Genomic DNA, 21,589 nt, shown 5'->3' on the forward strand with positions numbered 1-21,589 from the left:
TAGAGTTGCGAAAAACAGTATAAAGGAAGATGAACATGTCCACTAATTATTCTACCACAAATCAATCATACAAGCACTTATCTGAAGCTGAGCGAGGGGAAATTGAAGCTTATTTAAGCGTAGGACTCAAACCTGCTGAGATTGCTCGTGGACTAGGGAGAAATCGTTCTACTATTTCTCGTGAAATTAATCGTAGTTCCATAACACAAGTGAAAAAAATAAATGGGCATAAGTTCTATTACCAACACTATTATGCAGATGCTGCCCATAACCGTTATCGTCATGCTAGAAAAGCCAGCTATTATCTGAAACTGGATCGTGTATCGGACGACTTTCTGACAAAATTTACAGAAGCAATGAGAGAGAAACCAAGGGTGCATAGCGTGGATACCTTTGTTCATACCTATAGACTCCAACATATAGATGCGGTTGTTCCTTCAACCAAGACGCTCTATAACTATATCCATCAAGGTTTATTAGAGATTAAGGTTATTGATTTACCAAGAGCAGTGCGAATCCGTAAGAAATTTACCAAGCGCCCCTCTACCAAGAAACTCCTAGGAAAGTCAATTGAAGAAAGACCAGAAGAAATCAATAATCGTTCCCGTTTTGGAGATTGGGAAATCGATTCTGTTCTGGGTGGAAAGACAGTAGGAGAACCTTCTATTCTGACCTTGGTAGAACGACAAACACGCTATGCTGTCACAAAGAAACTCGTGGAAAAGAAAGCAGAGTATGTCAATCAAGCAGTCTTAGAGTGTATAAAACTTTATCCCATTAAGTCCATAACTGCAGATAATGGAAACGAATTTTCATCATTGAGTAAGATAGAGGGATTAGATGTTTATTTTGCACATGCCTATTCATCTTATGAACGAGGTACAAATAAGAATTTCAATGGACTACTAAGAGAGTTCATTCCAAAGGGATCCTCACTAAAAGAACTAAAGCCGACACTTTTAGAGGACTATACAAAGGCTATCAATGAAAGACCTAGACGAATCCATGGCTATCAGTCCGCAAAAAAGCTGTTTGAGTTAGCTCAAACAGCTTGAAAGATCCTCATTTAATCAGAGGAACAACTTTGTTGTACTTGACTTGACAATTAGGGTCGCTTATAATTTCTCAACATCCTTCACAAAACTTCTATGAACAGTACCACAATTTTGACAAATTTCATGATAGAGGGCAATACCTCCTGAAACGAATTTAGCCTCTTCACTGACTAATCCTGCATAACCTTTCAGTTGTTTTTTTACGACAAATTGGTTAGCACCGCAGTGGGTACAAATTTGATTTTTCATGACTAGACCTCTTCATTTAAGCGGAAAATATCTTCAACGGACATGCCAAAGACACGTGCGATTTTAAGCGCCATTTCAAGTGAAGGGTTATATCGATTATTCTCCAAGTGGAGAATAGTTTCCCGTCGTACACCAATCTTATCCGCCAATTCTTGCTGGGTCATGCGGGCGTCTTCTCGGATGGCTTTTAAGTTTGTTAGAATTTTTCCCATATCTACCCCCTCTTTTCAAATATGAGGAAAAACAGGTCAAAAAATACAATCATGGATGCAGTAAAAATCAAAACCATGCCTGTTCTTAGGGTGAAGGGAAGGAAAAATGTTACTATGCTCAACACTATCAGAGATAGAACTATCAGTACCAGGGTTGTGCAGGCTGCCTTTGCCAAGTTCATATAGAAACGCTCGTCTGCTTGTTCATCAACTTTTTTTAATGCAAAATAGAGAAAGCAAAGAATGAGGACAAACAAGCCAGAACCTAGAAAAAGGTGTTTCAGCCAGATAGGACTAGTAGCTGGTGTGATTATCCAGATACCTTTAGTGTAAATGGCCATAGCGGTAAATAAGGTCATACCATATAACTTCTCTGTCAGTCCAAAATACTTTTCCTCGTCTTCTTGAGATTGTGCCTTGGAAACAAGCCAGAAAATAAGTCCTTGCATGGTAATCGTGACTAGAAAAACAGTGTGTTTTATCCAGGGGGAATTACTTGGCGGGGTTAATAGCCACAGTAGTAGCATAACAGGTAACCAAGTCCAAATTAACCATTTTTTGATGTGTTTCATCTTATTCTTCTTTCCTGTCTTTAAAGTAGAAGGCAGAAAATCCAATGGCACTACCGATAATTGGTGTAAGGCTAATCAATATTTTAGCCAAAAGACTGAGGTTTGTAGCTAGAAAAACGTAGCTAATAATGAAAAGATTAGTCATCAGTGTCGAAATGATGAGCCCTATTTTTTGTGATTTAAACATGATGTGTTCCTCCTTTGTTAGAAATAGTTCACATTGAACAGTAAAATTTTTAGGCTTGTGCCTAATGGCAGATTTTCTTGTAAGAAAGGATTGGTGACCGTAGCATTTGTTATAAATATCTCACCTCTACGTTATAATTATATCACATTAAAAAAGAGAATACAAGTATTAAATCAAAAGATATTTTCTTTGCGGATCCAGGATGTCCTGGTCAACGAGGTCTCAATGAACATTCTAATGGCTTATTAAGACGAAATGGATTACCGAAACAAATGGATTTTACGAATATTTCTCAAAATTATTTATCAGCTATAGCTGATAAAAGAAATAGAATTCCTAGGAAATCATTGAATTATCAATCACCCTACCAAGTTTTTCTGAGTTACTTGAAAAGTCTAACTTAATTTGACAATTTAGCAATTTTTAAAATCGATAGATTAGACAAAAAAGCGAACAAGACAGAATTCTGAGTGTCAGATAACTTGTTTTGTTCGCTTTTTATATTTAAGGTTAGACTTTTGTTCCAGACTCTTTGAGTTGCCTTCGTTGACATTTTATCTTAATAGTGTATAATTGATGTAATCTATAAAGTTACAACAAAAAGGAGACACCCTATGACTTATGCATACCAGAGCCACATTTATCTAGCCGAGGTGGTTTTAAATGTCAAGGATTTGAAGAGTCAAACGGCTTTTTATCACCAGATTATTGGTTTGGAGATTTTATCTCAAACAGAGACAGAAGCGATTTTGGGACTTGGTAGAAAAGCCTTGGTCCACTTGATTCAGACAGAAAAAGCTGGGGAAGTAAGGGAGCATTATGGGCTCTACCATCTAGCGATTTTGTTGCCGACACGAAAAGCCTTGGCTGATGTCCTGAAACACCTAAGTGATTTGCGCATTCCTCTGGTCGGAGGTGCGGATCATGGATACAGTGAGGCTCTTTATCTGGAGGATTTAGAAGGAAATGGCATTGAACTCTACCGTGATAAGCCAGTGTCTTCATGGGATATTCGAGAAGACGGCCGCATTATCGGTGTGACAGAGGCCCTTGCGGCACAGGACATTTATGAGTTAGGGGAAAAGGTAGATCCCTTTCTCCTAGCTGAAGGGACGAGAATGGGGCATATCCATCTATCGGTTAAGGATAGCCGCACGGCGAGTCAGTTTTATCAAAAAGTGTTAGGGCTAGAGGATAAATTTAGTATTCCTAGTGCCAGTTGGATAGCAGCTGGGAAGTACCATCATCATTTAGCAGTCAATGAATGGGGAGGAAAAAATCTGGCTTCGCGTAAGCAAGGCTTACTAGGTTTAGCCTACTATGTCATTGAAGTCGCACATAAAGAAGAACTGTTAACGATTGCGCAACGAGCACAAGAAGTTGATACAGCAATCAAGTGGCTGACACCAAGCCAGTTGGAAATCACAGACTCAGACGGAATCGTGACCCGTATTCGTTTAGCAAGGTAAAGCTAGGAATCTCCAGTAAGTTATCCGTATGGCTAATTTACATTTTGAAAAGTCTTTGGTAAAAGAACTGCGTGAGCTGGATGGGCGAGAATTTTGACAAAGAACCGTATTCGAGATATAATGAAGAAAAAGTGACCAAGGATAAATCAATGACAAACTCAAAGTATATAACACGCCTGAAACGTTCAGAGGGCCAGTTGCGTGGGATTCAAAAGATGATCGATGAGGATCGTGACTGCGCAGATATCATTACTCAGTTGACAGCAGTGCGCTCCAGTGTTGAGCGCGTGATTGAGATGATGATTACCGAAAATCTCACCGCTTGCATCAACCAACCGCTAGAGGACCCTGAGGCTCAAAAGGAACGCTTGGAAAAGGCTGTTCAGTACCTAATCAAACGGAAATAAACTAATTTTTGAGACGAGAGTTGCAAAAGTCTATCTACTATTAGAATAGTTTAATGTGAATCAAGAGAGGCTAGTAAAAAGTCTTTAAAATTAAAAAACGCATACTATCAGGTGTTGAAAAACCTTGATACTATGCGTTTTATTGTGGGGCAATTTACTTCATTTTCTCATGGAATTGAGTTTTTGCTCAGCTTCTTTTGCTTATTCTACTTCGCCTGGCCAAGCATTCATACCACCTTCTACGTTGGTAACGGTGAGGCCTTGGGCGCTGAGAAATTGACAGGCAGAGGCGGAACGCACGCCACCTTGACAGATGACATGGTATTCATGGTCAGGTTTGAGTTCTTTGTAGCCTTGCTCCAAGGTACTTAACGGAAGATTTTTGGCACCTGGTACATGTCCTGCTTGGAATTCATGTACTTCACGGACATCAATAAGATCTAGATTTTCATGTTGATATTTTTCATAAAAGTCAGCCATGCTGATATTAGTTACCATATTCTACTCCTTCTGGGTTAGCCATTTTGTATAGGGAATAAGCGCCGTCAAGGTTTTGGACGGTAAATCCTGCTTGTTTGAGGATACGCTCTGCGATATAGCTGCGCAAACCGCTGTGGCAGCTAACGATGTAGGCTTGGTTCTTGTCCAGTTCGTCCAAGCGTTCCCGTAGTTCGTTTAGGGGGATGTGTATAGTGTCTACCTTAAGTCGACCACTTTGAAGTTCGCTACTTGTCCGTACATCAAGGAATTTCTTTCCCTTAGCTAGTTCGTCTTCGAGTTGGTACCATTGAATATTGTCGCTTAAACCTTCGATTAGGTTCAAGGCTGCGTAGCCCAGCATATTGACGGGATCCTTGGCGGAGCCAAATGGTGGCGCATAGGTGAACTCTAACTCTGGTAAGTCAAAGACGGTGAGATTTCCCTTGATAACAGTTGCAAGGATATCGATTCGCTTATCAACACCTTTCTTCCCAACTCCTTGGGCACCGTAGATTTTGCCACTGGTTGGGTCAAAGAGGAGTTTCAAGGTCATATCAGTAGCGCCTGGATAATAACCAGCGTGGTCTTTCCCGCTGACATGAAGCGCCTTGTAAGGGAGTTGATTCATGCGAAGGATGCGTTCGCTGAGACCAGTCGAAGCGACTGTCATATCAAAGGCACGAGCGATAGCAGTGCCGATGCTGCCCTTGTTTGTACGACCGAGTCCTGCTATGACGTCCGCCACTTGGCGTCCTTGACGATTGGCAGGAGAAGCGAGAGAGATGAGGGCATCTTGGCCTGTAATCTCTTGCTTGACGACGATGGCATCCCCAACTGCAAAGATATCTTTTTGACTGGTTTCGTAGTGTTCGTCGACCAAGATACCGCCACGTAGTCCCAGTTCAATCCCAGCTGCCTTAGCCAGTCCATTTTCAGGTTCAACACCGACAGAAAGGATGGTGAGGTCAGAAGTGATCTTTTGACCGTTTTCGAGAACGATGACTTTTCCTTGGTCTTCAAATCGAGTCGCAGACTGAGAAGTGATAACGCGAACACCATTTGCCAGCAATTCTGCTTGGACAAAGGCTGCCATTTCTTGATCTAATGGTGGCAAGACATGGGGTGCTTTCTCAACGATAGTAACTTGCAATCCACGTTTGGCCAGATTTTCAGCCATTTCAAGCCCGATAAAGCCTGCACCGATAACGACAGCTTCTTTTGGATGATTGTCCAAGGCTGCCATGATTTCATCGAGATCGGGAACATTGCGGAGCGTGTAGGCGTTCTTAGCTTCTGCCAAGCCTTCAATGGTAGGAACAAATGGTTTAGCCCCTGGGGAGAGGATCAACTTGTCATAGCTTTCTGTGAATTCCTGTCCATCGTGTCGCACTGTCACAGTGTGTTCTGCTGGCGAAATCTGGATGACCTCGTGAAATGGTCGCACATCGAGATTAAAGCGTGCCTTGAGACTTTCAGGAGTTTGGACCAATAAACTATCACGGTTTGCAATTTCTCCTGAAACATAGTAAGGAAGTCCGCAGTTTGCAAAGGAAACAAAGGGACCTTTCTCAAAAATAGTGATTTCAGCGTCTTCCATGAGACGTCTGAGACGGGTTGCTGCTGACATACCGCCTGCAACTCCTCCGACAATGATAATTTTCATTGACTTTCTCCTTTATACTTCTAGATGACCTTGCCTGTCCAAGCACTCATACCGCCTCGGACATTGATGACATCGTAGCCTTTTTTCTTAAGCTTTTTAGCGGCTAGTTTGCTTCGCACACCAGAATGACAAATGACATAAAGTGTTTCTTTTGTCGCAGGTGTATAAGAACCGATTTCAGTTAAAGGAACATTCTTGGCATTTTTGATATGACCTCTGTGAAATTCCGTAGGCGTCCGAACATCCAGTAGTTGAATCGGTTCCTTGAGTTTAGCTTCTAACTCGCTGGTAGAAATACTGTCAATTTTTGTAAATAATAAGTGAAACATAGGCACCTCCAAATATACCCTTATGGGGTATATTAAACCATGAAGTCAAGCTTTTGTCAAGCAAGTTGTTTTGAGTTGGGATGGGGAATGGTTTCGAGAGTCTAGAAAGAAGTCCTAGACCAACTTATTCTTGACCTTTCAAAGCCTTTTTGATATGATGGCGTCGAGGTGATAAGATGACCAGTGAATACCAGAAAATGATAGCGGGAGAACCCTATCATCTGTTTGATCCCGAGTTGCGGGCCTTGGCTCAGACAGCACGTCAGAAGCAGGCGGACTTCAACCAGGAGTTAGATCCCTTGAAAGGGGCGGAGATTATCAAAAGTTGGTTTGGTTCAACTGGGGAAAATCTCTATGTCAATCCACGCCTGGTGGTTGATTATGGAATCAATATCCATCTAGGGGAAAATTTTTATTCTAATTGGAACTTGACCATGCTGGATGTTTGTCCGATTCGCATCGGTAACAATGCCATGATTGGCCCCAACTGCCAGTTTCTAACACCTCTTCATCCACTAGATCCGCATGAACGCAATTCAGGGATCGAATACGGCAAGCCCATCACCATCGGTGACAATTTCTGGGCTGGAGGTGGCGTCATTGTCCTTCCTGGAGTGACACTGGGAAATAACGTAGTGGCGGGAGCAGGGGCTGTGATTACCAAGTCCTTTAGAGACAATGTTGTTTTGGGTGGCAATCCTGCGCGCGTGATTAAGGAAATCCCAGTAAAAGAAAACTAAAAAGAACAGCCGAGGCTGTTCTTTTTATGAGTTTAATTCTTATAAATTTTTCTTCTTTTTTGCTTTCTTGGTCAAGGAAACATCGCACTGAGGGATGTTGCTTTTAAAAACTATTAAATGCATTTTAGTACTCTCAAATTGTTTCTAGTAGCCCTTTTAAAAGAATACTGAGCGAAACTGAATTTAAGGAAACTTTCAGAAAAGTTTTAGTTTTGTTTCAGGAATCTTCTGTAGACTGTCTAGCTATATCATACGAAGGAGAGGAAAAAGGTATGAAATCAAAAAAATGGACCCTACTCGCAACGAGTTTAACGGCAATGGTGCTGCTGGCAGCATGTGCCCAGTCAACAACTACCTCCAATACCAATGCAACGACAAATAGTGCAACAACAACTTCAACAAAGACAAATCAATCTTCCTATTTTACAGAGAAGGACTATGATACTTCTTATGATGAAAGTACAGCTTCTAAGATTGAGCTATCTGGCTCATCTGCAAACGTCTCTGGAGATGGGGTGACAGTCTCTGAATCAACAGTGACCATCACAAAATCTGGAACCTATGTGATTTCAGGTCAGTCTGACGGAGTGCAGATCAAGGTCGAGGCAGATAAGTCAGCAGATGTTCACCTAGTCCTAAAAGGCGCGACCATGACCAATACCAATGCAACGATATCTGCGACATCAGCCGGCCACGTCTACTTAACTCTAGCAGAGAGAACCACCAATAGTCTCTCTGACTCAAGCTCTAACAGCGATGAAAAGGCTGACGCAGCTCTCTTTTCTAAGGTGGATTTGACCATCAACGGGAAAGGAACTCTCAATGTAGATGGCAAGAAAAACAATGGTATCAAGGCTAACGACACCCTCCACATCACGGGTGGAACCTATAACATCACAGCAGTTGGCGATGCCTTTAATGTCAATGATGAACTCAACATCACTGGTACGACCATGACCATCGATGCCAAGGAAGATGGGGTCAAGGTCGACAATGATGACGATATGACTGTCGGCAATATGTATTTGGCTAACAATACCATAACAGTCACAGCAGGAGATGATGGAATTCACGCTTCTGGTAACCTAGTGATTGATAGCGGTACCTACAACGTCAAGAATTCGACAGAGGGACTTGAAGGTAAGTCAATCACTATCAACGGTGGGGACATTAGCATCTATTCGACAGATGATGGAGTCAACGCAGCTAATAAAAACGCCCAACAGAGTGAAATCTTCTTCACTATGAACGGTGGAAACCTGACAGTAGAAGTCGGCCAAGGGGACACAGATCCAATCGACTCAAACGGCAATATAACGGTCACAGGCGGAACCATTAAAATGACTGGTCAAACAGGTTTTGACTTTGATGGAACTGCGACCTACACAGGTGGAGATATCTATCTCAACGGCGAAAAACAAACGGAAATTGTCAACTCTATGCCTGGAGGCGGTGGACCAAATGGAGGCCCTCAAGGTGGAGGTCCAGCCCCTGGCGGACAAGGATAAACAAAAAAGGATAGCATTCAATTAGAATGGCTATCTTTTTATATGGGTGATAGATTGATATGTTACGAGTGGTTTTATAATCCTAGCTTTCAAAGGCTAAATTGTTCAGTCGCCCATTTTATTTAGTCCTTGGTTGAAGGCGAAGAAATCACCCAAAGTCAGGTCTTAAGAAAGTTCGTAAGGCATCACAATTTAGTAAACGTTAATTCGAGAGAGTTGCTATATTTACATGGAACATCCTTCGGGATGTTCTTTTTTATGCTTGTAAATCTATTTAAGATAGTTTACCTAATGATTAGTCGTTTCAATTTTGTTGTCGAGGCCTAAGTAGATTTTTGATTGGTAATCAATAAGATGATGGTTAGCTTGATAAAAACTCTTGATAAATTTACTCTAACGGAATTAAATAATGAGAAAAATGATATAATAAAAAGAATAAAAAGTTAATGAGGAAATATGATGTCAGAACAGGTACAAAGGCAAGAGCTACATAGAAAGATATGGAAAATTGCTGATGAAGTTCGTGGTGCAGTAGATGGTTGGGACTTCAAGCAGTATATTTTGGGAATTCTATTTTATCGCTTTATTAGTGAAAATTTCAAAACCTATATCGAAGGTGGCGATGAATCAATTAACTATGAAGAGATTTCTGAAGATTTAATTACACCTGAAGTTCGAGATGATGCCATTAAAACCAAAGGTTATTTTATTATGCCTTCGCAGTTGTTTTCCAATGTTGTCAAAACTGCTCGTCAAAATGAGCACTTAAATACAGATTTAAAAGATATCTTTGATGATATTGAGTCTAGTGCGATTGGTTATGCGAGTGAACATGACATTAAGGGTCTTTTTGATGATGTAGATACCAGAAGTAACAAGTTAGGTAGTACGGTTCCGGAGAGGAATCAGCGCTTGGCTCTGATTCTTGAAGGAATCGCAAGTCTTGATTTTGGAAACTTTGAAGATAACCATATTGATCTCTTTGGGGATGCTTATGAGTATCTAATCTCTAATTATGCTTCTAACGCTGGGAAATCTGGTGGAGAATTTTTTACACCGCAAAGTGTATCGAGACTCTTGGCGCGGATTGTTATGCTGGGCAAGAATGAAAAAAATAAAATCAATAAAATTTACGATCCTGCCTGTGGTTCGGGTTCGTTGCTTCTGCAAGCTAAAAAGCAGTTTAATGAGCACATAATTGAAGATGGATTTTATGGTCAGGAAATTAATATGACCACCTATAACCTAGCTCGGATGAATATGTTTTTACACAATATCAATTATGATAAGTTTAGCATTGAGCGTGGCAATACCTTACTTGATCCTAAGCATGTAAACGATAAGCCTTTTGATGCTATTGTGTCAAATCCACCATACTCTATCAAATGGATAGGAAGCGATGATCCAACGCTTATCAATGATGATCGCTTTGCACCTGCGGGTGTATTGGCGCCTAAATCTAAGGCTGATTTTGCTTTTATTCTGCATAGCTTGTCATACTTGTCAAATAAGGGGCGAGCTGCAATCGTAACTTTCCCAGGTATTTTCTATCGTGGAGGTGCTGAGCAAAAGATCCGCCAATATCTAGTAGACAATAACTTTGTTGAAGCGGTTATTCAGCTACCAGACAATCTCTTTTTTGGGACCTCCATTGCGACCTGTATTCTTATTTTGGCAAAGAATAAGCCAACGACGGATATCCTCTTTGTTGATGCAAGTAAGCAGTTTAAGAAAGAAACTAATAATAATGTCTTGACAGAAGAGAATATCGAAAAAATCTTAGACAGTGTTGAAAAGAAAGAAAATGAAGATTACTTTTCTTGTATGGTGGCACAAGAAAAAGTAGCAGAAGCAGATTATAATCTTTCAGTGTCCACTTATGTAGAAAAAGAAGATACACGTGAGAAGATTGATATTGATGTACTCAATAAAGAAATCGCTGAGACTGTTGCCAAGATTGACCACTTGCGTGCAGAGATAGATAAGATTGTAGAGGAATTGAGCCATGGCAAATGATGTGATTCTCTATAGAACTGATGACGGAGAGTCCGCTATTGAACTCCACTTGGATAATGGAACGGTCTGGCTGACCCAACAAGAACTTGCTGAGCTCTTTCAAACTTCCAAGCAAAACATTAGTAAACATATCAAGACGATTTTTGAAGATGGTGAGTTGGATGAAGCAGTGGTTGTCAACTATCAGTTGACAACCACTCGTCACGGTGCAATAGCTGGTAAAACTCAGTCAAAAAAAGTCGCCTACTATAATCTCGATATGATTTTAGCGATTGGTTATCGTGTGCGCTCCCCTCGTGGAATCCAGTTCAGACACTATGCTTCGACAGTCTTAAAAGAGTATCTGATTAAGGGCTTTGCTATGGATGATGAGCGCTTGAAAAACTTGGGTGGAGGCTCCTACTTTAAAGAACTCTTGGAAAGAATCCGAGACATTCGCTCAAGTGAAAAAGTCTTTTACCGTCAGGTTTTAGATCTTTTTGCGACATCAAGTGATTACAATGCAAACTCACCGGAGGCAAAGAAATTCTTTGCGACGGTTCAAAACAAGATGCATTATGCCATTCACCACAATACTGCGAGTGAACTCATTTATAACCGTGTTGATAGTGAAAAGGAGTTTATGGGCTTAACCACTTTTAAGGGCGACCTTCCTACTTTATCCGAAGCAAAAGTTGCCAAGAACTATCTGACAGAAAAGGAACTCCGTGGGCTTAACCAGCTTGTATCAGGATATCTAGACTTTGCTGAAAGACAGGCAGAGCGAGAGGAAGTCATGACTATGGTGGACTGGGTGACGCATGTGGATCGTATCCTTCAGGCTACTGGGGAAGACTTGCTAGCTAACAGTGGTTCTATCTCTCGTGAACAGATGAAGCAGAAGGTAGATAAGGAATATAAGAGCTACCAAGCCAAAACCCTCAGTCAAGTTGAAAAAGATTACCTCAAGGAAATCAAAAGCATTGAAAATCTAGCCAAGGAAGGAGGTAAGTGATGAACATCCTAGAAGAAATCCAGAACTGTCCCGTTGAGTGGAAAGAGTTGGGGGAAGTTTGTTCTGTTAAGAAAGGTAAGCAACTAAATAAAAATTTATTGACAGAAGATGGATTATATCCTGCGTATAATGGTGGACAAACTTATTCAGGAAGAACTAATGATTACAACGTGGAAGCTAATACAATCATTGTAAGTCAAGGTGGAGCTTCTGCAGGTTTTGTTAATTTTGTCGATACCAAATTTTGGGCTAATGCACATTGTTATTATATACTTCCTGATGAGACTCGAGTGAATAATAGATTTGTATATCATTTTGTAAAAATGAATCAGAAATATCTTATGGATTTTCAACATGGAGCGGGGATACCCGCGTTAAAAGCTGACAAATTGTCCAAACTATTACTCCCCATCCCTCCTCTAGAAATTCAAGAAAAAATCGTGCAAATACTTGACAAATTCACTGATTATGTTACAGAATTGACCTCAGAATTGACCTCAGAATTGACCTCACGTAAAAAGCAATATTCTTTTTATAGAGATAAACTCTTGTCATTTGAAGACGAGGTTTATCAGGTTGAGTGGAAGACGCTTGCTGCAGTTTCTGAAAAAACAAGTAATATTTCTTGGAATAAAATTGGAGATGATGAAAAATTTAAATATATAGATTTATCATCAGTAGATAGAGTTTCTAATAAGATTATTGAGACTATGTCAATAACTAAATTGACTGCTCCAAGTCGAGCTCAAAAGATTGTCAAGTCAGATGATATTATCTTAGGGACGACAAGGCCAACTTTGAAACGTTTTACTAAAATTACAGATGACTACAATGACCAGATTTGTAGTACAGGATTTTATGTTTTTAGAACAAATGGTCAGGTTTTACCTAACTACGTATATCATATATTTTCATCAAGTGATTTTTATAAATACTTGGAGGAAAATCAGAGTGGGGCAAGTTATCCAGCAATTACTGATGCTTTGGTAAAGAGGTACAAAATCCCAGTCCCTTCCCTTGAAATTCAATCTCGTATTGTTCAAGTTCTAGACAATTTCGACATGGTTTGTAATGACCTAAACATCGGACTTCCCAAGGAGATTGAACTACGTCAAAAACAGTATGAATATTTTAGAGAAAAACTCTTGACATTCACCGCCGAAGGCGTGTACACTGACAGTACAGACAAGACATCATTAGGCTCTTAAATTGGGTATTTGGTCCAATTCGGGTGGAGTTTGGAGCAATGGCTAAGATTGTTCGTGGTGCTTCTCCAAGACCAATTTCAAAATTTATTACTGAATCTGAGCAAGGTGTACCTTGGATAAAGATTGGTGATGTTGAAAAAGAATCAAAATATATTTCAAAAACAAAAGAGAGAATTACTCAAGCTGGAAGTGAGAAGTCTCGTTTGGTATATAAAGGTGATTTTATAATGTCAAATTCTATGAGTTTTGGTCGGCCTTACATTTTAAATATTGACGGTTGTATTCATGATGGTTGGCTATCAATGAATGGTTTTGAGGATGTATGTTTACCTGATTATCTGTATCATTATCTATTAACAGATACTATGCAATACATGATGAGGAAGAATGCATCTAATGGAACAGTTCAAAATCTAAATGCAGATATTGTTAGACAGTTAGTTATTGTTTTACCGCCTTTATCTATACAGTCACAGATAGTGTCTATTTTGGATAAGTTTGATACCTTAACCAACTCTCTTTCGGAGGGCCTTCCTAAAGAGATAGAACAGAGACAGAAGCAGTATGAATACTGGCGGGAACAATTGCTTAATTTTGATTTATAGAAAAGAATAGGAAAGGGATATGGCAAAAGCGCTAAGTGATATTGCACAAGAGTTAAAAGATTCAGACAAAAAAGTTCAGCTGATCTACGCCTTTAATGGGACGGGTAAGACTAGGCTCTCTAAAGAATTTGCTAAGTTGGTTCAAGCTGAAGAAGGCGGTCTTACGAGAGATAAGATTCTTTATTATAATGCTTTTACTGAGGACTTATTCTATTGGGATAATGATCTTGACAGCAATCAAGATTTTAAACTGAAGATTCAACCAAATTCTTTTATATCTTGGATTATTCAAGAGCAGGGACAGGATCAGAATATTATTTCGCATTTTCAGCATTATGCAAATGATAAAATGACACCTTCATTTCTTTTGTCAGATGGTCATATTCTTTTCACTATTCAAAGTGGTGATGGTGAGGATAGACTAAACGAACAAATTAAGTTATCCAAAGGTGAAGAGAGCAATTTTATTTGGTCTATTTTTTATACATTGCTAGAGCTAGTTATTAGTGAGCTTGATATACCAGAACCTGATGAACGTAGTACTAGAGAGTTTGATGATTTAGAGTATGTATTTATTGATGACCCGGTTTCATCATTAGATGAAAACCACTTGATAGAAGTTGCATCAAATTTAGGTAAGTTAATTAGAATGAGTAAGTCTGAACTTAAATTTATAATAACAACTCACAATCCTTTATTCTATAACGTCTTATATAATGAGTTAAAAAATATTAAAAGGAATGAGAGATATAGTAAGAGAGCTATTGACGAAGAAACTGGAAAGTATGGAACCTATATTGACACCCGAAAGGTTCCTGATAGTAGTAGATTTAGATTTGAAAAATTAGAAGATGGGGCATATGAGCTGATACCTCAACCGGATGACTCTCCTTTTGCTTATCATAATTTTTTAAGAAAATCATTACATAAAGCTATAGAAGACAATTTGGTTTATAAATATCATTTTAATTTTTTAAGAAATCTTTACGAGAAAACAGCAACTTTCCTGGGTTATCAAAAATGGCAGGATTTATTGCCACTTGATAATGAAGGAAGTTTTAGCAACTATGAGTCAAGGATATTAAATATTTCTAGTCATTCTAAAGTATCAACCGAGGAAGATGAACTAGTAACCCTCCCAGAAACTGCGCTTTTAAAAAACCTGTTACAGCATTTAGAGAGCACTTGCAATTATAAGGAGTAATTATGTCTGAAAGCACATTGACTACAGCCATTGTTGAGTCAGATAATTTTATCATTTTAGAAAAGTATACCAAGCTAGAACAGCCTAGTCAGTATCAGACCGAGGCAGACTTGGAGAAGGAGCTGATTGCTGACTTGCGCCAGCAAGGATACGAGTATCTTACTTATTTGACGACCCCAGAGGCGCTTTTGGCTAATCTCAAGACCCAGATGGAAGTTCTGAATAATGTGGTTTTTACAGATGCTGAGTGGCTGCGCTTCTTGGATGAGTACCTCAATAAACCCAGTGACAGTTTGATTGATCGTACCAGAAAACTTCATGACAACTATATTTATGATTTTATCTTTGATGATGGGCATATCCAGAATATCTATCTATGGGATAAGAAAAATATTAGTCGAAACAAACTGCAAGTCATTAATCAAATGAAGCAAGTTGGCACCAGTAGCAATCGATATGATGTGACCTTGTTGGTAAATGGATTGCCTCTGGTACAAATTGAGCTCAAAAAGCGAGGAGTTGCGATTCGAGAGGCCTTTAATCAGGTGCATAGATATAGTAAAGAGAGTTTCAATGAGGAGAATTCTCTCTTTAAGTACCTTCAGATTTTTATCATCTCAAACGGAACGGATACTCGGTATTTTGCTAATACGACCAAGCGAGATAAAAATTCTTATGAGTTCACCATGAACTGGGCTTTGAAAAATAATAATCCTATTAAGGACTTGAAGGACTTCACAGCAACTTTCTTAAGTCAACAGACCTTGTTAAATGTCTTGATAAATTATTCTGTCTTTGATACTAATGACACTCTTCTCATCATGCGTCCTTATCAGATTGCGGCAACTGAGAGAATAATCTGGAAGATACGTTCAGCTATTGCTTCAAAAATCAAAAGCGGTCCTGATACAGGTGGTTATATTTGGCATACTACCGGTTCAGGGAAGACCTTGACAAGTTTTAAAGCTGCTAGACTTGCTACTGAGATGGAAGAAGTGGATAAGGTTTTTTTTGTGGTGGACCGCAAGGACTTGGATTATCAGACGATGAAGGAGTACCAGCGATTTTCACCTGACTCAGTCAACGGTTCAAATAGCACTGCAGGTCTCAAACGCAATATCGAGAAGGATGATAATAAAATTGTCGTGACGACCATTCAGAAGCTTAACAATTTTATGAGCAGTGAGAGCCATCATGAAATTTATCAAAAGCAAGTGGTTTTCATTTTTGATGAATGTCATCGTTCTCAGTTTGGTGAAGCGCAAAAGCGTCTTAGACAGAAATTTAAGAAATATTGCCAGTTTGGTTTTACGGGTACACCGATTAAGGTAGAGAATGCGCTTGGTTCCGAGACAACGGCATCTGTTTTCGGTCGTGAGTTACATGCTTATGTGCTAACTGATGCGATTCGAGATCAAAAAGTCTTGAAGTTTATGGTGGATTATAACGACGTTCGTCCGAAGTTTAAGTCAATTGAAAGCGAGCAGGATTTGACCAAGTTATCTGCAGCTGAAAATAAAAAAGCACTGCTTCATCCGACTCGAATCGCTGAAATATCCAGGTATGTCTTAGATCATTTTGATCAAAAAACGCATCGATTAACTGGTAAAGGTTTCAATGCTATGTTTGCTGTTTCAAGTGTTGATGCAGCAAAAGCCTACTATCAAGAGTTGCAAAATCAGCAAAAAGATTCTGAAAAACCATTGAAGATTGCGACTATCTTTTCCTATGCTGCGAATGAGTCTCAGGTGGCTATTGGTGAAATTGATGATGAGAGCTTTTCACCGGCAGATTTAGCGGATATTAGTAGTAAAGAATTTTTGAGTAGTTGTATAGATGATTATAATCAGTTGTTTGGCACTAATTTTACTATTAATGGCAATGATTTTCAGAATTACTATCGTGATTTGGCTAAACGTGTCAAAAATCGGGAAGTGGATCTCTTAATTGTAGTTGGGATGTTCCTGACTGGCTTTGATGCACCAACTTTAAACACTCTTTTTGTGGATAAGAATCTGAGATATCACGGTTTAATCCAAGCTTTTTCACGCACCAATCGAATTTATGATGCTACCAAGTCATTTGGGAATATTGTAACCTTCCGGGATTTAGAGAAGGCTACAACTGATGCTATTAAGCTATTTGGAAAGACTGAGACAGCAGAAGTCTTGCTCGAACGTTCTTATCAAGAGTATATGACAGGCTTTACGGAGGCCGGTGAAGAGCAAAAGGGTTATATGGACGTTGTTCAAGAGTTACAAGAAAAATTTCCGGACCCGCAAGCTATCATTAAAGAGCGTGATAAGAAAGAATTTGTCTCGTTGTTTGGTCAATTTCTTCGTTTAGATAATATCTTACAAAACTACGATGATTTCATGAGTCTACGAGCTTTACAAGAACTTGATATCTTAGATGATAAGGCTGTAGAGGCCTTCAAGGAACGTTTCCATGTGGACGATGAAACTTTGGAGGAGTTATCTAGGTTAGACATCCCAAGTACTAGGGAAATTCAAGACTACCGTTCAACCTATAATGACATTAAGTCATGGTATGAGAATGAACGCCGTAATCGGGAAGATAACGAATCTAAAGTTGATTGGGATTCGATTGTTTTTGAAGTTGAATTACTAAAATCCCAGGAAATCAATCTAGACTATATCTTAGAGCTGATTTTTGAGACTAATAAAAAGGTTTCAGATAAGGATGAACTTGTTTCGGAAATTACTCGGACGATTCGAGCAAGTCTTGGCAATCGAGCTAAGGAAGATTTGATAGTCGCTTTCATCCATGACTTTGATTTAGATAGTTTTGCTGATAAATCAGATATCATTGAACAGTTCTTTATTTTTGCGCAAGGTGAGCAGAAAAGGGAAGCGGATGAGTTGATACAGATTGAGGGATTAAATGAACAAAGTGCTAAGCGCTACATACAAGCTTCGTTGAAGCGTGAGTATGCTAGTGAAAATGGGAATGATTTGAATGAAGCTCTGCCGAAAATGAGCCCACTAAATCCACAATATCGTACAAAAAAACAAACTGTTTTCCAAAAGATCAGTCGTTTTGTTGAAAAATTCAAGGGAATTGGTGGAGAAATTTAAGAATCATTTGATTGAGTAACGAAATAATTCTGCCTGAACAATAAAAAGTAGCTATCAAATGTGCTTAAGGGCTACTTTTTTATTATTCTATTTTCTACTTTTAGGAAATTGTTTCTATCATTTTTGAGAATCTCAAAATATACTTAAGGTGAAGATGGCGGCTATCTTGTTGGACTTATTAGAAGGACGCTTCTTAATCCAGATAATCCTTATGATAGTTGCTTTCTAGAATATGTTAGGATAAAGGACTTGTCTGAAAATTTCTGAGGTTGGTTGCTGAACTATTATTTGAAAATTAATTAGATTGATTACGTCTAGACGTTTTTATCCCTATATCTGAACTTGCATCCGGATGAGCATATCGCGGTGTTGCTCCTGGATGACCTCGCAGATATAATCACCCACAGGAGTATATTCAGCTTGGATTAGAGCTTGGTGAAAATGTAGCAGAGCTTATAACTAAAATAGACCTCCCACATTAATGTACTGCACCCCAAAAGTTAGACAGAAAAAATCTAACTTTTAGGGTGCGGTACACAACAGGTGGTGTTCTCTTATATGCTTATTTCATCGAACTTTTAAGCAAGTCCATGGTACCATTAAGAAGAGTATCTGTCAAAAAGTTGCGATTGTATTGTTTTTACTCTCAGTGCATTAGCTTCCTCCTTGACACTTCGTCAGCTTTTGATACAATAGTACAAAATTAGAGGAGGTGGGCTATGATTCAGAAACATGCGATTCCCATTTTGGAGTTTGATGACAATCCCCAGGCGGTCCTTATGCCAACACATGAGGGTTTAGACTTAAATTTGCCAAAGAAGTGTATCTATGCATTTTTGGAGGAGGAGATTGACCGTTATGCTCAGGAAGTAGGGGCGGACTGTGTTGGTGAGTTCGTTTCTGCCACTAAAACTTATCCAGTGTACGTCATCAACTACAAGGGTGAGAAGATTTGTCTGGCCCAGGCGCCCGTGGGGTCTGCCCCAGCGGCCCAGTTTATGGATTGGTTGATTGGCTATGGTGTGGAGCAAATCATATCCACTGGAACCTGTGGCGTCCTAGCCGATATAGAGGAAAATGCCTTTCTCGTCCCTGTTCGGGCTCTGCGAGATGAGGGGACTAGCTACCATTATGTAGCACCTTCTCGTTATATGGAGATGCAGATTGAGGCTGTTTCTGCCATTGAGCAAGTCTTTGAGCAAAGAGGCATTCCCTATGAGGAAGTTATGACCTGGACGACAGATGGTTTTTACCGAGAGACAGCTGAAAAGGTTGCCTATCGTAAGGAAGAAGGCTGTGCTGTTGTGGAGATGGAGTGCTCTGCTCTTGCGGCAGTAGCTCAACTACGTGGGGTTGTCTGGGGAGAACTGCTCTTTACCGCAGATTCCTTGGTGGATCTAGATAACTACGACAGTCGTGACTGGGGCTCGGAAGCTTTTGATAAGGCGCTCGAACTCTGTTTTGCTATTGTGCACCACATGTGAGTGCTCTTACTGTTTTTATGGTACAATGTAGCTATGTTATTCAAATCTTTTTTGGAAAAAATCAAGACGACGCTGGTTCGATTATCACCAGCCCGTCGCATCTTTTTAAGTTTTGCCTTAGTTATCTTCTTGGGCTCGCTCCTTTTAAGCCTCCCTTTGGTTCAAGCAACAACGTCACAAGCAACCTACTTTGACCATCTCTTTACGACAGTGTCCATGGTCTGTGTGACAGGGCTCTTTACCCAGCCGGTGGCCTCTACTTATAATATCTGGGGTCAATTGATCTGTATGCTCTTAATCCAGATCGGTGGTTTGGGGCTTATGACCTTTATTGGAATCTTTTATATCCAAGGGAAACAAAAGCTCAGTCTTCGTAGCCGTGAGACTATTCAAGAAAGTTTTAGTTATGGGGAAACCCAGTCCTTAAAGGACTTCATCCGCTCGATCTTTTTGACGACTTTTCTGGTAGAAGGGCTCGGTGCCTTTCTACTGAGTTTCCGCTTCATTCCTGAATTTGGATGGGGGCGAGGGATTTTAACCTCTATCTTTTTGGCTATTTCAGCTTTCTGCAATGCTGGATTTGATAATTTTGGAAGTACGAGTTTGGCAGTCTTTCAGACGGACCCTTTGATCAATCTAGTGATTGCAGGATTGATTATAACGGGTGGTCTAGGATTTATGGTCTGGTTTGACCTAGCGACCCAGTTTGGGAAAAAGAAAAAACGCCGTCTTCGCTTTCATACTAAGCTGGTTCTCTTTTTAACGGCGGGAATTCTGCTCTTTGGAACCGTATCGACTTTGTTCATCGAGTGGAACAATTCAGGGACGATTGGGAATCTCAGCGTCCCAGAGAAACTGCTGGTTAGCTTTTTCCAGACTGTCAGTATGAGGACAGCAGGCTTTGCTTCTATTGATTACACCCAGGCTCGACCGGTCACCTTGCTGATCTACATCTTGCAGATGTTTCTGGGTGGGGCGCCTGGAGGGACAGCAGGGGGACTCAAGATTACGACCTTCTTTGTCTTGTTAGCCTTCGCTCGTAGCGAACTATTGGGCTTACCTCATGCCAATGTGGCTCGGAGAACTATTGAACCTCGAACCGTGCAAAAATCTTTTAGTGTCTTTATTATCTTCTTGCTAACATTCTTGCTGGGCTTGATCCTGTTAGGGATAACAGCAGAGGGAAATCCGCGCTTTATCTACCTCATGTTTGAGACCATTTCAGCCCTTGCGACAGTTGGAGTGACGGCAAATTTAACGCCGGAGTTAGGCAAGTTAGCTCTCAGCATCGTGATGTTGTTGATGTTTATCGGCCGTATTGGTCCCTTGACACTATTGGTCAGTGTAGCGGAATACCAGCCAGACAAGAAAGATTTGATTCACTATATGAAAGCAGATATCACCATTGGATAAGAAAGGAAGAACGATGTCAGATCGGACGATTGGAATTTTAGGCTTGGGAATTTTTGGGAGCAGTGTTTTGGCTGCTCTTGCCAAGCATCATATGAATATCATTGCTATTGATGACCACGAGGAGCGCATTAATCAATTTGAACCCGTGCTGGCGCGTGGAGTAGTTGGGGATATCACGGATGAAGAACTCCTTCTATCAGCTGGAATTGACACTTGCGATACCGTGGTTGTCGCAACGGGGGAAAATCTAGAATCCAGTGTTCTTGCAGTCATGCACTGTAAAAGTCTAGGGGTGCCGACCGTCATTGCCAAGGTAAAAAGTCATATGGCTAAAAAGGTACTGGAGAAAATTGGTGCGGACTCGGTCATCTCACCGGAATTTGAAATGGGACGTTCGTTAGCGCAGAGAATTCTCTTTCATAACAGCGTAGATGTCTTTCAGTTGGACAAGAATGTTTCAATTGTCGAGATGAGAATCCCCCAATCTTGGGCGGGGAAAAGCCTTAGCCAGCTAGATTTACGTGGGCGATACAATCTCAATGTACTTGGATTTCGTGACTATGAAAATGCTCCTCTAGATGTTCAATTCGGTCCCGATGACCTTTTACGGTCAGGCGCCTATATCATGGCGGTGATTAATAACCAACATTTGGATACTCTAACAGAGCTTAGTGAGTAGGAGAGGAAGGGCTGTTT

General features: G+C 40.1%; 21 protein-coding genes and 2 pseudogenes. 15 read left to right on the forward strand and 8 right to left on the reverse strand.

The window, feature by feature from the left end:
• The first annotated feature begins 35 nt into the window (after positions 1 to 35).
• The gene (locus KZX55_RS07550; RefSeq protein WP_248026271.1) at positions 36 to 1,055 is read left to right on the forward strand and encodes an IS30 family transposase; all 1,020 of its coding nucleotides are present in this window, start codon (positions 36 to 38) and stop codon (positions 1,053 to 1,055) included.
• 60 nt (positions 1,056 to 1,115) lie between these two features.
• On the opposite strand, the gene KZX55_RS07555 is transcribed toward KZX55_RS07550, so the two are convergent.
• Genes KZX55_RS07555 through KZX55_RS07570 form a run of 4 tightly spaced genes read right to left on the reverse strand, consistent with a single transcriptional unit; the run spans position 1,116 to position 2,275 of the window.
• On the reverse strand, positions 1,116 to 1,304 hold the full coding sequence (locus tag KZX55_RS07555; RefSeq protein WP_000795749.1) for a hypothetical protein: 189 nt from the start codon (positions 1,302 to 1,304) through the stop codon (positions 1,116 to 1,118).
• Positions 1,305 to 1,306: 2 nt separating this feature from the next.
• A complete protein-coding gene (locus tag KZX55_RS07560; protein ID WP_000516405.1) occupies positions 1,307 to 1,516 on the reverse strand; it encodes a helix-turn-helix transcriptional regulator in 210 nt (69 codons plus the stop codon).
• A 2-nt stretch (positions 1,517 to 1,518) separates the two neighbouring features.
• Entirely contained in the window at positions 1,519 to 2,088 is a 570-nt protein-coding gene (locus KZX55_RS07565; RefSeq protein WP_000680531.1) for a hypothetical protein, read from the reverse strand.
• A 1-nt stretch (position 2,089) separates the two neighbouring features.
• Positions 2,090 to 2,275 carry a hypothetical protein gene (locus tag KZX55_RS07570; RefSeq protein ID WP_000477157.1) on the reverse strand — a complete coding sequence of 62 codons (186 nt, stop codon included), beginning with the start codon at positions 2,273 to 2,275 and terminating at the stop codon, positions 2,090 to 2,092.
• Between the two features lie 179 nt (positions 2,276 to 2,454).
• Between KZX55_RS07570 and KZX55_RS07575 the strand changes: the two are divergent.
• The 3 genes and pseudogenes from KZX55_RS07575 to KZX55_RS07585 all read left to right on the forward strand — a co-directional run.
• Positions 2,455 to 2,679: pseudogene (locus KZX55_RS07575) on the forward strand (transposase); the annotation flags it as partial.
• A gap of 210 nt (positions 2,680 to 2,889) precedes the next feature.
• Positions 2,890 to 3,744, forward strand: coding sequence for a VOC family protein (locus tag KZX55_RS07580; RefSeq protein WP_057488911.1), 855 nt, complete (start codon positions 2,890 to 2,892; stop codon positions 3,742 to 3,744).
• A 149-nt stretch (positions 3,745 to 3,893) separates the two neighbouring features.
• Entirely contained in the window at positions 3,894 to 4,151 is a 258-nt protein-coding gene (locus KZX55_RS07585) for a metal-sensitive transcriptional regulator (RefSeq protein WP_000185157.1), read from the forward strand.
• Between the two features lie 201 nt (positions 4,152 to 4,352).
• On the opposite strand, the gene KZX55_RS07590 is transcribed toward KZX55_RS07585, so the two are convergent.
• From KZX55_RS07590 to KZX55_RS07600, 3 genes are read right to left on the reverse strand one after another with little or no spacing between them, the layout of a single operon-like run.
• Positions 4,353 to 4,649, reverse strand: coding sequence for a rhodanese-like domain-containing protein (locus KZX55_RS07590; RefSeq protein ID WP_248026274.1), 297 nt, complete (start codon positions 4,647 to 4,649; stop codon positions 4,353 to 4,355).
• Positions 4,639 to 6,294 (reverse strand): FAD-dependent oxidoreductase, encoded by a 1,656-nt coding sequence (locus tag KZX55_RS07595; RefSeq protein WP_248026277.1) that lies wholly within the window; start codon positions 6,292 to 6,294, stop codon positions 4,639 to 4,641. The genes KZX55_RS07590 and KZX55_RS07595 overlap by 11 nt, the downstream gene beginning before the upstream one ends.
• A 20-nt stretch (positions 6,295 to 6,314) precedes the next feature.
• Positions 6,315 to 6,623, reverse strand: a complete 309-nt coding sequence (locus KZX55_RS07600) for a rhodanese-like domain-containing protein (protein WP_084938734.1) — start codon at positions 6,621 to 6,623, stop codon at positions 6,315 to 6,317.
• Between the two features lie 176 nt (positions 6,624 to 6,799).
• Here KZX55_RS07600 and KZX55_RS07605 point away from each other — a divergent pair, with 176 nt between their 5' ends.
• The 8 genes from KZX55_RS07605 to KZX55_RS07640 all read left to right on the forward strand — a co-directional run bounded on the left by KZX55_RS07605 (position 6,800) and on the right by KZX55_RS07640 (position 17,996).
• Positions 6,800 to 7,363: a sugar O-acetyltransferase gene (locus KZX55_RS07605; protein WP_248026278.1), complete on the forward strand. Its 564-nt coding sequence runs from the start codon at positions 6,800 to 6,802 to the stop codon at positions 7,361 to 7,363.
• A gap of 272 nt (positions 7,364 to 7,635) precedes the next feature.
• Positions 7,636 to 8,871 carry a carbohydrate-binding domain-containing protein gene (locus KZX55_RS07610; RefSeq protein ID WP_248026281.1) on the forward strand — a complete coding sequence of 412 codons (1,236 nt, stop codon included), beginning with the start codon at positions 7,636 to 7,638 and terminating at the stop codon, positions 8,869 to 8,871.
• A gap of 459 nt (positions 8,872 to 9,330) precedes the next feature.
• Complete coding sequence (locus KZX55_RS07615) at positions 9,331 to 10,887, forward strand: type I restriction-modification system subunit M (RefSeq protein ID WP_248026291.1); 1,557 nt, start codon at positions 9,331 to 9,333, stop codon at positions 10,885 to 10,887.
• On the forward strand, positions 10,877 to 11,881 hold the full coding sequence (locus tag KZX55_RS07620) for a virulence RhuM family protein (protein WP_248026293.1): 1,005 nt from the start codon (positions 10,877 to 10,879) through the stop codon (positions 11,879 to 11,881). Before KZX55_RS07615 ends, KZX55_RS07620 begins: the two co-directional genes overlap by 11 nt.
• Positions 11,881 to 13,089: a restriction endonuclease subunit S gene (locus tag KZX55_RS07625; protein ID WP_248026298.1), complete on the forward strand. Its 1,209-nt coding sequence runs from the start codon at positions 11,881 to 11,883 to the stop codon at positions 13,087 to 13,089. The genes KZX55_RS07620 and KZX55_RS07625 overlap by 1 nt, the downstream gene beginning before the upstream one ends.
• A 38-nt stretch (positions 13,090 to 13,127) precedes the next feature.
• Complete coding sequence (locus KZX55_RS07630; RefSeq protein ID WP_248026300.1) at positions 13,128 to 13,694, forward strand: restriction endonuclease subunit S; 567 nt, start codon at positions 13,128 to 13,130, stop codon at positions 13,692 to 13,694.
• 19 nt (positions 13,695 to 13,713) lie between these two features.
• A complete protein-coding gene (locus tag KZX55_RS07635) occupies positions 13,714 to 14,898 on the forward strand; it encodes an AAA family ATPase (protein WP_248026303.1) in 1,185 nt (394 codons plus the stop codon).
• A gap of 2 nt (positions 14,899 to 14,900) precedes the next feature.
• Positions 14,901 to 17,996 (forward strand): type I restriction endonuclease subunit R, encoded by a 3,096-nt coding sequence (locus KZX55_RS07640; RefSeq protein ID WP_248026306.1) that lies wholly within the window; start codon positions 14,901 to 14,903, stop codon positions 17,994 to 17,996.
• 330 nt (positions 17,997 to 18,326) lie between these two features.
• On the opposite strand, the pseudogene KZX55_RS07645 reads toward KZX55_RS07640, so the two are convergent.
• Positions 18,327 to 18,449 (reverse strand): annotated as a pseudogene (locus KZX55_RS07645) (MerR family transcriptional regulator); the annotation flags it as partial.
• A 266-nt stretch (positions 18,450 to 18,715) separates the two neighbouring features.
• On the opposite strand from KZX55_RS07645, the gene KZX55_RS07650 reads away from it, so the two are divergent.
• From KZX55_RS07650 to KZX55_RS07660, 3 genes are read left to right on the forward strand one after another with little or no spacing between them, the layout of a single operon-like run.
• Positions 18,716 to 19,480: a nucleoside phosphorylase gene (locus KZX55_RS07650; RefSeq protein WP_248026308.1), complete on the forward strand. Its 765-nt coding sequence runs from the start codon at positions 18,716 to 18,718 to the stop codon at positions 19,478 to 19,480.
• Positions 19,481 to 19,513: 33 nt separating this feature from the next.
• Complete coding sequence (locus KZX55_RS07655; protein ID WP_248026318.1) at positions 19,514 to 20,893, forward strand: TrkH family potassium uptake protein; 1,380 nt, start codon at positions 19,514 to 19,516, stop codon at positions 20,891 to 20,893.
• A 13-nt stretch (positions 20,894 to 20,906) separates the two neighbouring features.
• Positions 20,907 to 21,572: a potassium channel family protein gene (locus tag KZX55_RS07660; protein ID WP_001283889.1), complete on the forward strand. Its 666-nt coding sequence runs from the start codon at positions 20,907 to 20,909 to the stop codon at positions 21,570 to 21,572.
• Positions 21,573 to 21,589: the final 17 nt, after the last annotated feature.

It is taken from the genome of Streptococcus halitosis, assembly GCF_023147855.1.
Classification (GTDB): Bacteria; Bacillota; Bacilli; order Lactobacillales; family Streptococcaceae; genus Streptococcus; species Streptococcus halitosis_B.

Coding starts and splice junctions, on each gene's coding strand:
- KZX55_RS07610 (WP_248026281.1), top strand. CDS start 7,636: ATGAAATCAAAAAAATGGACCCTACTCGCAACGAGTTTAACGGCAATG.
- KZX55_RS07550 (WP_248026271.1), top strand. CDS start 36: ATGTCCACTAATTATTCTACCACAAATCAATCATACAAGCACTTATCT.
- KZX55_RS07555 (WP_000795749.1), bottom strand. CDS start 1,304: ATGAAAAATCAAATTTGTACCCACTGCGGTGCTAACCAATTTGTCGTA.
- KZX55_RS07595 (WP_248026277.1), bottom strand. CDS start 6,294: ATGAAAATTATCATTGTCGGAGGAGTTGCAGGCGGTATGTCAGCAGCA.
- KZX55_RS07620 (WP_248026293.1), top strand. CDS start 10,877: ATGGCAAATGATGTGATTCTCTATAGAACTGATGACGGAGAGTCCGCT.
- KZX55_RS07585 (WP_000185157.1), top strand. CDS start 3,894: ATGACAAACTCAAAGTATATAACACGCCTGAAACGTTCAGAGGGCCAG.
- KZX55_RS07655 (WP_248026318.1), top strand. CDS start 19,514: ATGTTATTCAAATCTTTTTTGGAAAAAATCAAGACGACGCTGGTTCGA.
- KZX55_RS07630 (WP_248026300.1), top strand. CDS start 13,128: ATGGCTAAGATTGTTCGTGGTGCTTCTCCAAGACCAATTTCAAAATTT.
- KZX55_RS07640 (WP_248026306.1), top strand. CDS start 14,901: ATGTCTGAAAGCACATTGACTACAGCCATTGTTGAGTCAGATAATTTT.
- KZX55_RS07635 (WP_248026303.1), top strand. CDS start 13,714: ATGGCAAAAGCGCTAAGTGATATTGCACAAGAGTTAAAAGATTCAGAC.
- KZX55_RS07570 (WP_000477157.1), bottom strand. CDS start 2,275: ATGTTTAAATCACAAAAAATAGGGCTCATCATTTCGACACTGATGACT.
- KZX55_RS07600 (WP_084938734.1), bottom strand. CDS start 6,623: ATGTTTCACTTATTATTTACAAAAATTGACAGTATTTCTACCAGCGAG.
- KZX55_RS07560 (WP_000516405.1), bottom strand. CDS start 1,516: ATGGGAAAAATTCTAACAAACTTAAAAGCCATCCGAGAAGACGCCCGC.
- KZX55_RS07565 (WP_000680531.1), bottom strand. CDS start 2,088: ATGAAACACATCAAAAAATGGTTAATTTGGACTTGGTTACCTGTTATG.
- KZX55_RS07590 (WP_248026274.1), bottom strand. CDS start 4,649: ATGGTAACTAATATCAGCATGGCTGACTTTTATGAAAAATATCAACAT.
- KZX55_RS07580 (WP_057488911.1), top strand. CDS start 2,890: ATGACTTATGCATACCAGAGCCACATTTATCTAGCCGAGGTGGTTTTA.
- KZX55_RS07660 (WP_001283889.1), top strand. CDS start 20,907: ATGTCAGATCGGACGATTGGAATTTTAGGCTTGGGAATTTTTGGGAGC.
- KZX55_RS07625 (WP_248026298.1), top strand. CDS start 11,881: ATGAACATCCTAGAAGAAATCCAGAACTGTCCCGTTGAGTGGAAAGAG.
- KZX55_RS07605 (WP_248026278.1), top strand. CDS start 6,800: ATGACCAGTGAATACCAGAAAATGATAGCGGGAGAACCCTATCATCTG.
- KZX55_RS07650 (WP_248026308.1), top strand. CDS start 18,716: ATGATTCAGAAACATGCGATTCCCATTTTGGAGTTTGATGACAATCCC.
- KZX55_RS07615 (WP_248026291.1), top strand. CDS start 9,331: ATGTCAGAACAGGTACAAAGGCAAGAGCTACATAGAAAGATATGGAAA.